The sequence below is a fragment of the Sphingobacterium sp. 18053 genome, from assembly GCF_902706145.1.
GTDB classification, from domain to species: Bacteria; Bacteroidota; Bacteroidia; order Sphingobacteriales; family Sphingobacteriaceae; genus Sphingobacterium; species Sphingobacterium paramultivorum.
In genome coordinates this window covers 304,743-321,182 of record NZ_CACSJW010000001.1, presented here as the reverse complement: position 1 = coordinate 321,182, position 16,440 = coordinate 304,743, and the positions used below count along the sequence as shown (strand labels likewise).

General features: G+C 39.0%; 15 protein-coding genes. 11 read left to right on the top strand and 4 right to left on the bottom strand.

What is annotated here, in order from left to right:
• The first annotated feature begins 6 nt into the window (after nt 1–6).
• The 4 genes from GVK91_RS01460 (at nt 7) to coaA (ending at nt 3,193) form a co-directional block, all read left to right on the top strand.
• Nucleotides 7–1,239 carry a nucleoside recognition domain-containing protein gene (locus GVK91_RS01460; protein ID WP_153844593.1) on the top strand — a complete coding sequence of 411 codons (1,233 nt, stop codon included), beginning with the start codon at nt 7–9 and terminating at the stop codon, nt 1,237–1,239.
• A 67-nt stretch (nt 1,240–1,306) separates the two neighbouring features.
• On the top strand, nt 1,307–1,687 hold the full coding sequence (locus tag GVK91_RS01455) for a methylglyoxal synthase (protein ID WP_046673562.1): 381 nt from the start codon (nt 1,307–1,309) through the stop codon (nt 1,685–1,687).
• Between the two features lie 12 nt (nt 1,688–1,699).
• The gene (locus GVK91_RS01450) at nt 1,700–2,101 is read left to right on the top strand and encodes an OsmC family protein (RefSeq protein WP_153844594.1); all 402 of its coding nucleotides are present in this window, start codon (nt 1,700–1,702) and stop codon (nt 2,099–2,101) included.
• Between the two features lie 132 nt (nt 2,102–2,233).
• Nucleotides 2,234–3,193, top strand: a complete 960-nt coding sequence (gene coaA, locus GVK91_RS01445; protein WP_159726565.1) for a type I pantothenate kinase — start codon at nt 2,234–2,236, stop codon at nt 3,191–3,193.
• Nucleotide 3,194: 1 nt separating this feature from the next.
• Here coaA and GVK91_RS01440 read toward each other — a convergent pair whose 3' ends face one another.
• Nucleotides 3,195–4,037: a mechanosensitive ion channel family protein gene (locus GVK91_RS01440; RefSeq protein WP_159726563.1), complete on the bottom strand. Its 843-nt coding sequence runs from the start codon at nt 4,035–4,037 to the stop codon at nt 3,195–3,197.
• A gap of 178 nt (nt 4,038–4,215) precedes the next feature.
• Here GVK91_RS01440 and GVK91_RS01435 point away from each other — a divergent pair, with 178 nt between their 5' ends.
• From GVK91_RS01435 to GVK91_RS01420, 4 genes are all read left to right on the top strand, one after another.
• Complete coding sequence (locus GVK91_RS01435) at nt 4,216–6,315, top strand: cation-translocating P-type ATPase (RefSeq protein ID WP_159726561.1); 2,100 nt, start codon at nt 4,216–4,218, stop codon at nt 6,313–6,315.
• 163 nt (nt 6,316–6,478) lie between these two features.
• On the top strand, nt 6,479–9,043 hold the full coding sequence (gene gyrA, locus GVK91_RS01430; protein WP_153844598.1) for a DNA gyrase subunit A: 2,565 nt from the start codon (nt 6,479–6,481) through the stop codon (nt 9,041–9,043).
• An 8-nt stretch (nt 9,044–9,051) separates the two neighbouring features.
• Nucleotides 9,052–10,152 carry a lipopolysaccharide assembly protein LapB gene (locus GVK91_RS01425; RefSeq protein ID WP_153844599.1) on the top strand — a complete coding sequence of 367 codons (1,101 nt, stop codon included), beginning with the start codon at nt 9,052–9,054 and terminating at the stop codon, nt 10,150–10,152.
• A gap of 2 nt (nt 10,153–10,154) precedes the next feature.
• Entirely contained in the window at nt 10,155–11,327 is a 1,173-nt protein-coding gene (locus tag GVK91_RS01420; RefSeq protein WP_075992766.1) for a lipopolysaccharide assembly protein LapB, read from the top strand.
• 68 nt (nt 11,328–11,395) lie between these two features.
• Here the strand turns inward: GVK91_RS01420 and GVK91_RS01415 are convergent, their stop codons facing one another.
• Nucleotides 11,396–11,833: an FKBP-type peptidyl-prolyl cis-trans isomerase gene (locus GVK91_RS01415; protein WP_153844600.1), complete on the bottom strand. Its 438-nt coding sequence runs from the start codon at nt 11,831–11,833 to the stop codon at nt 11,396–11,398.
• A 113-nt stretch (nt 11,834–11,946) separates the two neighbouring features.
• Nucleotides 11,947–12,357, bottom strand: coding sequence for an OsmC family protein (locus tag GVK91_RS01410; protein ID WP_159726559.1), 411 nt, complete (start codon nt 12,355–12,357; stop codon nt 11,947–11,949).
• 179 nt (nt 12,358–12,536) lie between these two features.
• Here GVK91_RS01410 and GVK91_RS01405 point away from each other — a divergent pair, with 179 nt between their 5' ends.
• Entirely contained in the window at nt 12,537–12,788 is a 252-nt protein-coding gene (locus GVK91_RS01405) for a hypothetical protein (protein WP_153844602.1), read from the top strand.
• Nucleotides 12,789–12,841: 53 nt separating this feature from the next.
• The gene (locus tag GVK91_RS01400; protein ID WP_153844603.1) at nt 12,842–14,029 is read left to right on the top strand and encodes an MFS transporter; all 1,188 of its coding nucleotides are present in this window, start codon (nt 12,842–12,844) and stop codon (nt 14,027–14,029) included.
• A 100-nt stretch (nt 14,030–14,129) separates the two neighbouring features.
• Here the strand turns inward: GVK91_RS01400 and fabV are convergent, their stop codons facing one another.
• Complete coding sequence (gene fabV / locus GVK91_RS01395; protein WP_153844604.1) at nt 14,130–15,332, bottom strand: enoyl-ACP reductase FabV; 1,203 nt, start codon at nt 15,330–15,332, stop codon at nt 14,130–14,132.
• A gap of 263 nt (nt 15,333–15,595) precedes the next feature.
• Between fabV and GVK91_RS01390 the strand changes: the two genes are divergently transcribed.
• Nucleotides 15,596–16,432, top strand: a complete 837-nt coding sequence (locus tag GVK91_RS01390; protein WP_235032736.1) for a multidrug resistance efflux transporter family protein — start codon at nt 15,596–15,598, stop codon at nt 16,430–16,432.
• Nucleotides 16,433–16,440: the final 8 nt, after the last annotated feature.

Here is a 16,440-nt window from a genome sequence, read left to right as displayed (position 1 = left end):
ATCTATATGGCATTAAACTACGTTTGGGTTGCATTTTTCTTAATCACATTTGCCGTAGCCCTTGTAAAACTAATCTTTTTCGGAGATACAGAAATCTTTCAGCAAATTGTAAATTCAATCTTTGACAGTGCAAAAACAGGAGCCGAAATCTCTTTAGGACTGATCGGTATGATGAGTTTTGCACTTGGGATTATGAAAATTGGCGAAAAAGGCGGTATGATCAATATCTTCGCAAAAATAGTGGGTCCTTTTTTTCATAAATTATTCCCGGAGATACCCAAAAATCATCCTGCGCTTGGCTCTATTCTTATGAATTTCTCGGCTAATGCCCTAGGATTAGATAATGCGGCAACGCCATTGGGACTTAAAGCCATGAAGGAACTCCAGGAGCTCAATCCCAATAAGGAAACAGCTACCAATGCACAAATCATGTTTATTGTGCTCAATGCATCTAGCTTAACCCTCTTGCCTATTTCAATTATGGCTTATCGGAAGGAGGCTGGTGCACCAGATCCTTCCGATGTATTTCTACCAATTCTAATCGCAACCTTCTTTTCCACATTGGTGGCATTGATTCTCGTTTCCATCTATCAAAAAATCAATTTATTTAACCGTGTAATTCTAGGATATCTGGGAGCAATGGGATTATTTATCGGTGGACTACTTTACTACTTTTCGGGACTCCAACAAACAGAAATCGAAATATTCAGCAAAGTATTCGGTAATGTTATTTTATTTAGTTTATTTACCTCCTTTATAGGTTTGGCTCTTTTCCGTAAAGTAAATGTGTACGATTCATTTATAGAAGGTGCCAAAGAGGGCTTCGAAGTTTCTGTAAAAATAATACCCTATCTCGTCGCGATGCTCGTTGGTATCGCGGTATTTAGAGCATCAGGAACGATGGACTATATGGTCGCTGGAATTTCCAAAGCTATCGCGCTATGTGGTCTAGATACATCATTTGTAGACGCTTTACCTGTAGCCTTTATGAAACCGCTCAGTGGATCCGGTGCACGTGGACTTATGGTCGATTTGATGAATGCCAAGGGGCCAATGGACTTCGCTGCGAGGGTTGCTTGTGTTATTCAGGGATCAACGGAAACTACTTTTTATGTCCTCGCTGTATATTTTGGTGCAGTGGGAATAAAGCGTACACGGCATGCATTACCATGTGCATTATTAGCGGAATTAGCAGGTGTAATCGCAGCAATAATTATCTCATACATATTTTTTAAATAACATACGTATATTGCAGAAAGGCCTGCCTTTATAACAGTGTCCGATATTTACAAATTATTATATTGTGATGAAAAAAACAATTGCATTAATAGCCCACGACGGCAAAAAACCTGAAATGGTCGCATTTGTCAAAGACCACCAGGAATTATTGGAGCGCGCCAACATCATTGCCACTGGTACTACGGGCTCTTATGTTAGACAGACAGGCTTGCCTGTGGAATTGAAATTGAGTGGCCCCATGGGTGGTGATGCACAAATCGCAGCTTTGGCGGCCGAAAGAAAAGTTGATGGTATTATTTTCTTTCGCGATCCACTCGGAAAACATGCACATGAACCAGATATTCAAATGCTCATGCGTGTATGTGATCTTTATAATGTCCCTTTGGCAACAAACCCTGCAACGGGAAGCCTCATCATTGAAGGGCTATTAGAAGACGTGGAATCATAATTTTAATCGCTTATGGACAATGAAGTAATCGTTTCAATAGGGAAAATACCCTATACAACTACCGTACAATACGGCAAGCATCAAATAACGGTTGATGAACCCGAAGATGTAGGCGGTGAAGATCAGGGCATAAACCCTACTCCACTATTACTATCCTCTTTAGGGAGCTGCAAAGCCATTACAGTCAAAATGTATGCTGACCGCAAAAACTGGCCCCTGGAAGAAGTGCTGGTACGTTTATCTTATGAGGTGCAAACAAGTGAACAGCAGCAAACGACTTATATACAATGCTTTATTAGCTTTAAAGGAGATTTAGATGAGGTTCAAAAGCAGCGTTTGTTTAAAATAGCTGAAAAGTGTCCTGTTCATAAAATATTATCAAATCCTATTGTAATAACTTCAAATCATTTGTAATGTTTCTTGGGATAACGGATAACACTATTTATATTTGTCCGCGCAAAAAAGACCTTTAATAGCCGATAGAATCGAATAGTGAAGGTTTACTTGTCCTGCAATATAGATATTTGTAATAAAAAAAAGCAAACGATGCAATTGGATCCTCAAATAGCAATAGACTCGCCTTTTAGATCGATCAAACGTGAAGACTGGAAAAATTTAAACGGGAAAGTATTGCACAATTTCAGTGTCGAAGACCTGGAAAATCTACATGCACTGAATGAACCCTTGACAAATCAGGAAATAGAAGAAGTCTACTTTCCCTTAAGTCATCTACTTGAGATTCATATTGACCGTTTCCAAAGTCTTCACCAGCGTACAAACCGCTTCTTTGGCAAAGAAGTGAGCAAATTGCCTTATATCATCGGTATAGCTGGGTCGGTCGCTGTCGGAAAAAGTACTACAGCCCGGGTTTTGCAGCGCGTCCTTAGTTTACTCCCATCCAAACCAAAGGTCGATTTGGTGACCACAGACGGTTTTCTATACCCGAATCAACAACTTATCGAACGTGGTATTCTAAACCGAAAAGGTTTTCCTGAAAGCTATGATGCCAAAAGATTGATTCATTTCCTTTCAGCCGTGAAATCAGGGACTCCAAAAATTGCGGTGCCAGTATACAGCCACTTGGTCTATGACGTATTGCCAGACGAACAGCAACAAGTGATTGAACAACCCGACATCCTCATTGTAGAAGGGATAAATGTATTGCAAGTCAACTCCCAACGACCACGAAAGGGACATAGCGTATTCGTTTCCGACTTTTTTGATTATTCAATCTATGTACATGCCAGCGAGAAAAATCTTATTGAATGGTATACCAATCGATTTGAGTCACTACGTGCTACGGCATTTCAAAATCCGGCTTCATTTTTCCATAAATATGCAAATATGACAGCTGATGAAAGCAATACCATGGCTGTAAATATCTGGAACGAAATTAATAAGCCCAATCTACTTAAAAATATTTTGCCGACTAGATATCGTGCGGATCTCATTTTAGAAAAAGGAAGCCACCACTTTGTTAAAAATGTGAAAGTAAGAAAGATTTAACCTACATTTTTGTGAACTGCAGGATTTCATTTAATATGTTGCTTTGGACCTGTTGATGTATTTTGTTACTGGACGAGATTGCACTAACCTCAACTTTATACTTGATATAGTCTTTAGTCATATCGGCGACCTTAATTGTAAAGCCTTGGGAATGATCTAAATTTGGATTTTTCTGAAATAATGGGCTTAAATACTGTTCCAATTCCGCCACTGTAAAAGAGCGATCGATCGGCAATTCAAACTTTACAACAATTTTATTTGACTTTTGCGAGGTCTTATTAACTAACGTCGCTGTAAACACCAAATTATTGGGAATCATTACAGCATCGTCATCTTCATCCCGCACAACTAGATTGGCCAATGTGATGTCAACAATTTTCCCTTGATATTCACCTATTTTTATGCGATCTCCTACCGAAAATTGATCCGAAAACATAATAATTAAACCGGATATCATATTCGTGATATATTCTCTAAAAATTACAGCAATCGCCATTGCGACAATTGTCATGCTGGTGATAAAATCTTTTGGATTAATACCAACCGCTATCATTAGGCTGACAATAATAAAAAAAACATTGCCTACTGTAGCTACACGCGTAATTCCGAGCACAAAATTACCCCGGACAACCTGCTGTTCATTTCGACTGTTGTATAGTTTTACAAGGATAAAATGACCAATTGAGATCAGGACACTAGCTGTTAGAAAAGTATTTAAGCCGTAAGCCATATTCCGGATGATCTCCCGCTGCATATAAAAGGTTTCAAATTGAACAAATGATGCCGTTAGTGCAATCAGCAGTATAATCCGTACAATAAAAGAAATTGAAATTGGTTTTGTCATTTTTCACACAAGCTTAAGTTGTCTATCTAGTCAAATTTTAATGTTTCCCCATTCACTATTCACGATATTTCATGTAAAACGGCTACAAACAGGCTTGCTAAACTAAACAATTTTACTTTACGTAAAAAGCATTATCAGGAAATAGCTATCTTTGCCTAAAGACATTACATGCTATTAAATGAAGGAATCGAACGTGCAAACTGAACTTAACGTAAGCGGAATGCATTGTGCAAATTGTGCTATTTCAATCCACAAATACCTAGAAAACAACGGCGCTAAGGATATCTACGTCGATTTTGCCTCAGATGAAGTGAAATTTTCGGAAATCCCTCTTGAACAAATACCTGTGCTGGTCAAAGGTATCGAGTCTTTGGGCTACAAAGTTATTGAGGGTAAGGATAAGAAGCCTAGCTTTTGGAAATCTATTGAGTTTAAGTTCCTTTGCTGCCTCATCTTTACCATACCTTTGTGGAGCCACATGTTTACGGACTTACCCATTCTGCATGATCCCTATATCCAACTTGCGCTATGTGTCCCCGTTTATATCATTGGTTTTTCCTATTTTGGAATCAGCGCATTTCGTTCCATCTGGAACAAAATGCCCAATATGGATGTGCTCATCTTTGTTGGATCTACAGCTGCTTTTAGCTATAGCCTCATTGGAACATATTATAATCTAGGACATGATTACCAGTTCTACGAAACATGTGCAACAATCATAACATTGGTATTTTTGGGGAATGTCCTCGAAAAAAGAGCCGTTACCAAAACCACATCAGCAATCAAAGAGTTGGTTAAATATCAAGATATACCAACTATTAAAATTGAAGACGACCAAGAAGTAGAGATACTAGCCCGAGAAATTAAATCAGGTGATATTTTAAAGGTAAATTCAGGAAATCAGATACCTGCTGATGGCGATATTTTGGAAGGACAGGCTTGGGTGGACGAATCTATGCTAACCGGAGAAAGTGTACCTATTGAAAAACTCAAATATGATGCAGTGATTGGTGGTACGTTACTAACCGAAGGAAATATCAGAATCGTGGCGACCAAAGTTGGGTCTAAAAGTGTACTGTATCAAATTATTCAATTAATTAAAGATGCGCAAAGTAAAAAGCCGCCTATTCAAAAATTCGGTGATAAAGTAGCTGCTTATTTCGTTCCAATCGTTGTTACAATATCGTTTTTCACTTTTTTTATTACTTACTTTATTGCACAATTACCGCTGCAACAATCCCTCATGAATGCCATAGCTACACTTGTAGTATCTTGCCCATGTGCCATGGGGCTAGCAACACCTACAGCTGTTATGGTTGGTCTGGGAAGAGCTGCAAAAAGAGGAATACTGATCAAAGGCGGAAGCACCATTGAGGAGATGTCCGATCTCAAACAGATGGTATTTGACAAAACGGGTACCTTAACAACTGGCGATTTTAATATCAAAGCGATTCAGACCTTTGGTATTGAGCAATCGCAAGTCGAATCGATCATAGCACAATTGGAGAGTTATTCAAGTCATCCGATTGCAAAGTCGATCCGAAAACAACTCAAGGAAATAAAATCTTACCGCATTATTTTTAAGGAAGTCAATGAAATAAAAGGGAAAGGAATATTTGCTACAGACACAAATGGCAATAACTATTCCATTTGTAATGCAAAACTTGGCGAAAAGGATTACTCCAATCGCTATGATCTTGCCTTAACAATCAATGGCGTTGTAATTGCTGGCATTGTATTGGAAGATCAGATTAAGCCTTATGCAAAGGAACTCATCCAATACCTCAAAGATAAAGGGATACGCCCTATTCTTTTGAGTGGGGATCGACAAAGTAAATGTGAACGCACAGCACAAAAGCTTGGTATTGCTGATGTATACTGGGATAAGTCGCCAGAAGAAAAACTAGAGATATTGTTCAAGCTCAAAAAGAATGGCCCTACTGCAATGGTTGGCGACGGCATCAATGACGCTCCGGCATTAGCAGCTGCCGATGTTGGCATCTCGCTTGGTGATTCGACACATATTGCTATTCAATCGGCAAAGGTGGTTTTATTAAACAATGATCTCAAATCCATTGAAAAACTATTAAAGATTGGTCACCATACCCTATTGACAATAAAACAAAATCTATTTTGGGCCTTCGCGTACAATATTGTGGCCATACCGCTTGCCGCTGTTGGCTTTCTCGGACCTATGCTTGCAGCCTTAAGCATGGCCTTTTCAGACTTAATTGTCATAGGTAATTCGATTCGGCTCCGCTTTAAAAAAATCAAATAAAAACGATACTCCATAAGTACCAAGACAATCCATAAAAGATTGTCTTTTTTGTGTATATTAGGGCTTAAATCATTCGCTTTTGAGGTTAAATTTTTGTAACTTCGCATGCGTAGCAAGCCAGTTTAGAGGGCTTGCTTACTAGTTTTATTGAAACCAAATTCATATGGCTGAAGAAACAGAAAACGACAACAATCTTGTTCCGGCAAACGACCGGATTATCCCAATCAACATCGAGGATCAGATGAAGTCTGCCTACATTGACTATTCCATGTCTGTCATTGTATCAAGAGCACTTCCTGATGCCCGTGATGGCATGAAACCAGTACACAGACGTGTTCTTTATGGTATGCTGGACTTAGGGGTTACCAGTGGCAAGCCTTACAAAAAGTCTGCCCGTATCGTCGGTGACGTATTAGGTAAGTATCACCCACATGGTGATTCATCCGTTTATGACACCATGGTTCGTATGGCTCAAGATTGGAGTTTACGCTACCCTTTGGTAGATGGTCAAGGTAACTACGGTTCCATTGATGGCGATCCACCTGCGGCGATGCGTTATACTGAGGCAAGATTAAAGAAAATTGCCGAGGAAATGCTATCCGATATCAACAAAGATACTGTTGATTTCCAAAATAACTTTGACGATTCCTTACAAGAACCAACAGTCCTTCCTACGCGTATTCCAAACCTCCTGGTAAACGGAGCTTCGGGGATCGCTGTGGGTATGGCTACAAATATGGCTCCACATAACCTATCTGAGGTTATTGATGGTACAATCGCTTTTATTGATAATCGTGATATTGAGGTTCCAGAATTGATGCAGCACATCAAGGGTCCAGACTTCCCTACAGGTGCGTTGATCTACGGCTATGCCGGGGTTCAAGATGCTTGTAATACAGGACGTGGCCGTATTGTTATGCGTGCAAAAGCTGAAATAGAAGCAACCAAGTCTGGAAGAGAGCAGATTATTGTTACCGAAATTCCCTATCAGGTGAACAAGGCGAATATGATCGAGCGTACAGCCGAACTGGTTAACGAAAAGAAATTAGAAGGTATCTCTGCCATCCGTGATGAATCTGACCGTACGGGTATGCGTATTGTGTACGACATCAAACGTGATGCAAATGCAAATGTTGTTTTAAACAATTTGTTTAAATATACAGCCCTACAAACTTCATTTTCAGTAAACAACATTGCTTTAGTTAAAGGAAGGCCAATACTGTTGAATCTGAAAGATATGATTCATGAATTTGTGGAGCATAGACATGATGTAATCGTTAGACGTACACGCTATGAACTGGCGGAGGCTGAAAAACGTGCGCATATTCTAGAAGGGTATTTAATTGCCTTAGATCATTTGGATGAAGTCATCAAATTGATTCGTAATTCGGATACACCAGAAGATGCACGCGTTGGATTAATGGAAAAATTTGGTCTGTCCGACCTTCAGGCTCGCGCGATCCTCGATATGACATTACGTCGTCTAACAGGACTGGAACGTGATAAGATTAAAGAGGAATATGCTGAATTGATGAAAACAATTGACTATTTGAAATCGATATTGGAAGACGAAGAGCTTCGTATGAAAATTATCAAAGACGAGTTGATTGAAATCAAGGAAAAATACGGTGACGAACGTAGATCTCAGATTGTACACTCTGCTGAAGATATGCGTATGGAAGATTTTATTGATGATGAAGAAATCGTTATCACAATCTCCCACAATAGTTACGTAAAACGTACACCATTATCCGAATACAAACGCCAGGGCCGCGGAGGTCGAGGATCAATTGGCACAAACACACGCGAAGAAGATTTTACCGAACATATCATCACAGCCTCGGCGCATAATTATATGCTGCTATTTACAGAGGCAGGTCGCTGTTTCTGGCTGCGTGCATTTGAGATTCCTGAAGGAAGCCGTACTTCTAGAGGTCGAGCACTTCAGAATATCATCAATGTTCCAAAAGAAGAAAAAATCAAGGCCTTCATCCTGGTGAAGAACTTGAAAGACCAAGAATATTTGGAAAACAACTTCATTATTATGTGTACCAAAAAAGGCACGATTAAGAAGACGTCTTTGGAAGCCTATTCTCGTCCAAGAGCAAACGGTATCAATGCCATCAATATTAATGAAGGCGATCAATTAATTGAGGCTTGTTTGACTACAGGAAGCAGTGAAATTGTCATGGCTCTCCGTTCTGGTCGAGCAATTCGTTTCAATGAATCTACGGTTCGTCCAATGGGCAGAACGGCAACAGGTGTACGTGGTATCACCTTGGGAGCTGAAAGTGACGAAGTGATTGGCATGATTAGTGTGAATGATTCGGAAACTACCGTGTTGGTCGTTTCTGAAAAAGGATACGGAAAACGGACAGATATCGAGGATTATCGCGTAACGAATCGTGGTGGTAAAGGTGTGAAAACAATCAACGTCACAGATAAGACAGGCGAACTCGTTGCGATAAAAGGCGTTACAGACAACGAAGATTTAATGATCATCAACAAGTCTGGTATTGTTATCCGTATTGCTGTGGAAGAATTAAGAGTAATGGGACGTGCAACACAAGGTGTAAGACTCATTAATTTAAAAGATAACGACGAGATCGCTTCTATTACGAAAGTCGATCGTGAAGAAGAATCTGAAGAAGAGTCTGAACTGACCGAAGAGTCAACGGAAAATGGCGATTCGACTTCTGAAGAAAACACGGACTCAAACGAAGAATAAATAGTCTAATGAAAAACTTACTGATATCATTGTTAATATCTGCAAGTAGTTTAACTGTTGTTGCCCAATCCAATCTGAAAGAGGGCAGCAACAGTTTTGCTTTATATACCAAAACTGGCGAGTTTAAAAATCTTGAAAATGCGCGAAAGTTTGCAGACGCTTCCTTCCAATCGAAGAAAGATTCAGCTTCTGTCAACAATAACCTTTTAAGAGCATTGGTATATAGCTCCTTGGCAGTTGCAGATTCAACAAGGAAGCAGCCATATAAAATGGATCCTATCGACGTATCCATCAAATCACTTAAGCTTCTGGATCAAAAAAAAGCACGTCGAAACTTTCCTGCAGAGATGGACTATATTCGTCAAAATCTTGCTGGAGCCATCTCCTATCAGGGAGCTTTGGCTTTAAAAGATGGTAAATTTGACAAAGCGTATAAAGCTTACCTTCGAATAGATTCACTTGGCTTCAAAAATAATGATCTCAAATATAATCTGGCCGTACTCTCTGGCAAGAATAAAGATTATATGAATTCGATCAAATATTATGACGAACTCATTAAAAGTGAACATCCAAAGCCTAATTACTTTCTTGAATTGGCACAGATTTATTCGCTCGGAGGTACTAAACAGGATGTCTTGAACGTTCTTGAAAAAGGACATGCTATATTTCCTGAAAATAAACAGATACTTTTTAGATTAATTGATGTGTATTCGGCCAATAATTCTTATGACGCTATTTTAAATGTCATTGCTGATGCCATTCGTTTAGAACCTGAAAATGTCGAACTGAACTATATTGCGGGCTATTCTTATGAAAATGCCAATGATATAAAACGAGCGAAAGAATATTATAATAATGTATTGCGGTTGGATCCGAATAATTATGAATCTAATCTTGCATTAGGATTAATCAATCTGGAGACTTTATTAAAGGAACCTTCCAACCAAGATATACAAGAGTTGACCATCGAGTATCTGTTGAAGGCAAATGAGATTAAGCCTTATGATGTCAATGCGCTTAAAGCTTTGGCCAAATATTATAAGCTTATTGATGACGCATCACAATTAGACAGAGTGAATTTATTATTGAATCAATTAACAGTTAAATAGATATGAATTTAAAATCTCTATTATTATTAGCAGCAATAGGTACTGTATCTACCTCAGTTTCTTTTGCGCAGACGGGTAATGTTAAAAAGGCGAAATCAGCCCTAGCGAAATTCCAAGAATTGAAAGACGCTGGTACAGTTCAATTGGGTATCTCCAATTTGAAATCGGCGAAAGAAGCTATTGACGCAGCTGTTGTCAATGACAAAACAAAAGATAATGCTGAAGCATGGACAGTATACGCATTGGTAAATGCAAATCTATCAACAATAGATAAGTCATCTGAATTAGCGAAATTAGCTGAGGACGGAATTGCCAGAGCAAAACAGCTCGATACAGACGGTGCGAATAAAGCGAATATTACTGTTGCAGAACAAATTCTGGGACAATATAATTTCAATTTGGGTGCGGAAGCATATCAAGCACAAAAATATGCTGAGTCTTACAGCTCCTTTACAAAAGCATTGACATACCTTCCTGGAGATACATTAGTTACTTATTACAGTGGCGTTGCAGCACTATCAAACAAAGATTATAAGAATGCTGTGGAACGTTATAAAGAACTAATTCCAAGAAAAGATTTCTCTTCGCATAAAACGATTATGGTCGATTTACCTAAATTGTACCTCTCTATGCAAGATACGACTTCAGCACTTGAATATGCAAAAAAAGCGGCTGAAGCTTATCCGGATGACAATGCAGCAATGACTCAAAACATCGAATTGAATCTGATTACAGGTCACGAAAAAGAAACAATTGATGCCATTACTGCACAATTAGCAAAAGATCCAAACAATAAAAGCTTAAATTATTACTTAGGTATTGCCCAATCTTCAGCGAAAAATGAGGATGCAGCGGTTGCAGCATACAAAAAAGCATTGGAAATCGATCCTAACTTCTTTGAAGCAAACACAAATTTGGCGATCACGTTGATGAACAAAACACGTGAAAAATTAAATGTTGTTAATAATAACAGAAAATTGACGCAGGCACAATATGATGCAGAATTAAATAAGATTAAAGCAGAATTAAAGCCAGTGCTTCCTTACTTAGAGAAAGCAGTTTCTTTGCAGCCCAAAAATGTAGATGCTTTAACGAATTTAAAGAACTACTATATTTTTATGCAAGACGAAGCTAAAACTGCCGAAATCAATGCTAAGATCAAAGAAGTAGAATAAAAAAATAAACTTTCATAAAAAAGCCCGCATCTTGTTATGCGGGCTTTTTTATGAAAGTCTTTTTTGTGTTAAGCTAAAATGGCAATCAACTCAATCTGAAATATCAAAGTACATTCCCCTCCTTTTCGAGGTAACAATTCTTCCTTTCCATAAGCCAGCTTTGGTGGAAGACACACTTCCCAGATTGACCCAACAGGCATCATTGAAATCGCTTCTTGCCAACCGACTATGAGTTCATTGATATAAAACGTTTCGGGACGCTTCCGCTTATACGAACTATCGAATACGGTTCCGTCTAAAAGCTCACCTTTATAATGACAGATAACCTTCGCAGACTTTTTGGGAATCTGCCCCGCCCCTTTTGTTAATACCTTATAGTGCAAACCCGATGCACATACAACTGCTCCTTCTTGCTGTGCATACTTTTCCAAAAAGACCTTTCCCGCCTCCAGATTCTTTTCCGAAAGCGCTGCTAAACTTAACTTATTTTTCTTTCTCTGAACCAAAACTCAATTGATTAAAATTCAATATTGCTAATTATTTAAGATATCCTCAAAATAACAGCTTTTTCTCCTTTTTACGAAAAAAGACCAAGTTTTTGTTCAATATAGTACCTTTATCAGAGTAGCTTTGCATCTAAGGTTTTCTCGAAACTGAACGCTTTACTCACAGGACAGTTTTCCTTCGCTTTATGCGCTATTGTTTGAAACTCAGCTTCGGTTATCGTTGAGACCTTTCCTTTCAGCTCAAGTTCGGACCGAACAATTGAACCATTTTCGAAAACGATTGTCGATACGGTTGTTAATTCTTCGGGAACAAAACCAGCTTCAGAAAGATAAGCGCTCAATTGCATCGTAAAACATCCGGCATGTGCTGCTGCCAATAATTCCTCAGGATTTGTTCCGACACCATTTTCAAACCGGGTTGAAAATGAATATTGCGTATGATCCAACGCTGTACTGTCTGTAGTCAGACTACCTTTTCCTTCTTTCAGATTGCCATTCCATTGGGCTGTTGCTTTTCTTCTCATGTTTTCTACAATCAATTATTCAATTTAACTTTTCTCATGTCAATTTCTCCTCTCAGGCTTCTAGCCTTTCAGGTATCTTTTATAGAACAAATAGTCGTTCAAAAAGTTGTATGCTATTTCACAAATTAATGTCGCATTCCACGCAAGTAATACGTTAATATTTTATTAAAACTAAACTCATGAATAAACTATTGTATCTTTTTATCATTGTAGCTGCCTTCACTTCATGTAAAACTCGCCAAGTTAAGGAGCAGGCCTTAATACAAGACTGCCCGGAAGAAAAAATTGTAAACAAAATACCCGGTCCACCGGTGAAAGGCGAGATAGAAAAAATTTATTACATCTATCAGGGCAAAAGAGTTTCCCCAAAACAATTTGATCAGCAATGGCTCGAAAAGAATTGTGATATTAAAGAGACAGTTGTTTATTGATTTTATTTCTAAAAACAAGCATAAAGACGTAATTTCGCCTAAAATTTTTTATAATGACAATTTCTCTTCGGGAGGTCAGTCAAAAGATTTTAGGCTATGTCTCTTTAACTTTCCTTGGTTATTTCACAATCGGCCTATCGCTTGCTACCCTTCCCATCTTTATTCATCAAACTTTAGGATTTAATACAATTATTGCGGGATTGGTCATTAGCGTTCAGTATGTCGCTACATTCCTACTCCGTGGTTATGCAGGAAAAATTGTAGACACCAAGGGTCCCAAGATTTCAGTTTTGCGCAGCATGTTATTTTTTGCATTATCTGGACTCCTTCTACTGCTTGTGTTTCTATTCCGTTCTCAGCCTCTTCTAAGCTTGGGTCTCCTGCTTATTACCCGTTTGTTTACTGGAATTGGAGAGGGGCTGGTGGGTGCGAGCCCTATAAATTGGGCATTAATGGAACTCGGCGATGAACATGCCGCAAAAGCGATTTCTTTCAACGGAATAGCCAGCTATGGTGCATTGGCTATTGGTGCACCCTTAGGTGTTTTGATGGTGAATCATATCAATTACGAAGCTTTGGCTCTACTTACCAGTGCAGTTGGCCTCCTTGGTTATTTTTATTGCCGCACTAAAACACCCTATCAAGTGGCACGTAAAAAGGCTGAAAAAGTGAGTTTTAAACGTGTATTGCTTTTAGTAGCGCCCTTTGGGATTTGCCTTGCTTTAGGAGGTCTAGGCTTCGGCAGTATCTCCACTTTTATGACGCTTTACTATGAACATTTCAATTGGCAAAATGGCGCAGCTTGCTTAACTATATTTGGCGTATTCTTCATTTTAACACGGCTTATTTTCAATAAGGTTATTGACCAATATGGTGGCCTTAAAGTTGCTTTAGTGAGTCTTTTCGTTGAAACATTAGGTCTCACGGTTATTGCTGTGGCTATGGATCCATTGTGGACCCTATTGGGCGCCGCATTAACGGGTTTTGGTTTCTCACTTGTATTTCCAGCGCTTGGTGTCGAAGCCATTAAGCGGGTAGATCAAAGTCAACAAGGCTCTGCTCTGGCTGCTTACGGGCTATTTATTGACATTTCACTAGGAATCACAGGCCCTTTAATTGGCTTTGTGGCCAATAATATGGGTATGACAGCGATATACCCATTTAGTACCATTATGGTCTCCATTGGTTTTGCCGTTGTTGGCAACCTACTCTATCAAAAACGGCGTGAGCTGACACCATAGTCTCCCCTAAACATAAATCATAGCATCAAAGATATACCTACAAAAAGAGCGGTGAATGTTTATACATTCACCGCTCTTTTTGTAGGTATATCCGTTAAAATTAACCTTCAATACTCGGTACTCCAACAACTTCATTGGTATCAGCGTTGTAATCGATACCGTCGAAATTGAAACCGAACAAATTGAAAAACTCGTTACGGTAACCTTCAATATCTGAAATTTCGGCTAAATTTTCAGTTGTTGCTTTCTCCCACAATGCTGCAACTTCAGCCTGAACATCTTCACGCATTTCTAAGTCATCAACACGGATACGACCTTTGTCATCAAGCAATACCTTTCCGTCAGCGGTATAAAGTCGCTCAGCAAACAAACGTTGCATTTGTTCAATTGTACCTTCGTGGATGCCTTTTTCCTTCATGACTTTATACAATAAAGAAATGTATAAAGGAACAACTGGAATAGCTGAACTTGATTGTGTAACCAAGGCTTTATTCACCGATACATAGGATACACCATTAATATCGCTCAAAATCGCGTTTATTGCAGGCACTGTTCCTTCTAAATTATCCTTTGCACGACCAATTGTACCATTACGGTAAATTGGATAAGTAAGTTCAGGACCTATGTAAGAATAGGCAACTGTTTTTGCTCCCTCAGCTAACACACCAGCAGCTTTAAGATCTTCGATCCAAAACTTCCAGTCTTCTCCACCCATAACAGCTACGGTATTCGCAATATCTTCTTCATTTTCAACAGGCTGAATGGTAATGTCTGAAATTACACCCGTATGAAAATCTACCGTTTTATTGGTAAAAGGCTCTTGTATAGGTTTCAAAACAGAAGCATGTGCTACGCCCGTTTTTGGATGCGTACGGCGTGGTGATGCCAAACTATAAACCACTAAATCAACCTGTCCTAGATCCTTTTTAATAAGCTCAATAGTTTGTTTTTTCACTTCGTCCGAAAAAGCATCGCCATTGATACTTTTGGCATATAATCCCGCCTCATGGGCTTCTTTCTCAAAAGCTGCCGAATTGTACCATCCAGCAGTTCCTGGCTTGCCTTCTGCTGCAGGTTTTTCAAAAAATACACCGATTGTAGCAGCTCCAGAACCAAATGCTGCAGAAATCCGAGATGCAATACCAAATCCAGTAGAAGCACCGATTACCAATACTTTCTTTGGACCATTCGCGATCTCACCTTTGGATTTCACGTATTCAATTTGATTTTTAATGTTTTGCGCAGCCCCTTGTGGATGCGAGGTTAAACAAATAAAACCTCTAGTTCTTGGTTGTATAATCATCTTGATTAATTTTCTTACTACTTGTTTTATTGATTAGGCAAAATAAGGAATTTTAAATGAGAAAATCGCGATAAAAATCAATTAGTTTTTGTTTCATTTCCATTTGAACGGACATTTGCTTACTTTCACAAAGTTAAGTATACATCGCACTCCTTTTATTTATGCCAATCCAATTTACAATAAAAAAGAATAAAAAAAATGCACTTTTTTTAGGAACGCTAGCTGCGCTATTTTTTGCTAGCACCTTCGTTCTAAACCGTATTATGGCAATCTCCGGCGGAAGTTGGCAATGGACAGCCTCTTTACGTTTTATTTGGATGCTCCCAATATTACTTCTCATTGTTGCCATAAGGGGAAACCTCATCGATTTACTCAAAGAAATCAGATCCAACCTTTGGCAATGGCTTCTTTGGAGCACTATCGGATTCGGGCTATTCTATGCAGCACTTACCTATGGCGCAAATTATGGACCATCTTGGCTCGTAGCCAGCACCTTCGAATTCACTATTATAGCCGGCATGTTCATTGGTCCGCTGCTCGATAAGAAAGGGCAACGAAAAGGCATATCAAAAGCTTCACTCCTCTTCTCCATCCTTATTTTTTTAGGTATTCTTTTGATGCAAATTTCAGAGGCCCAGTCAACCTCTTTAAACACAATGTTATTGGGAACCATCCCTGTATTGATCGGCGCTATTGCCTACCCCTTAGGCAACCGTAAAATGATGAAAATATCGAACAATAGATTGGATGCTTTTCAACGTACACTCGGCATGACACTCTGTAGTATGCCATTTTGGATTATCCTGAGCCTATTTGGCTATTTTGATAATGGCCTACCTACTGATAGTCAACTTTTCCAAACCTTTTTAGTAGCCATTTTTTCAGGAGTGATTGCAACACTTTTATTTTTCTCAGCTACCGATTTCGTTCATCAGGACCATAAAGCATTGGCAGCTGTAGAGGCAACACAGGCCATGGAAGTTATTTTTACGTTGGTTGGCGAAATTCTTATCCTGCAGGCGGCGCTTCCAAATGTATATTCCTGTATTGGTATTGTCATGGTGGTTATTGGCATGATTTTACATAGTCGCACAAGTTAATAATACTC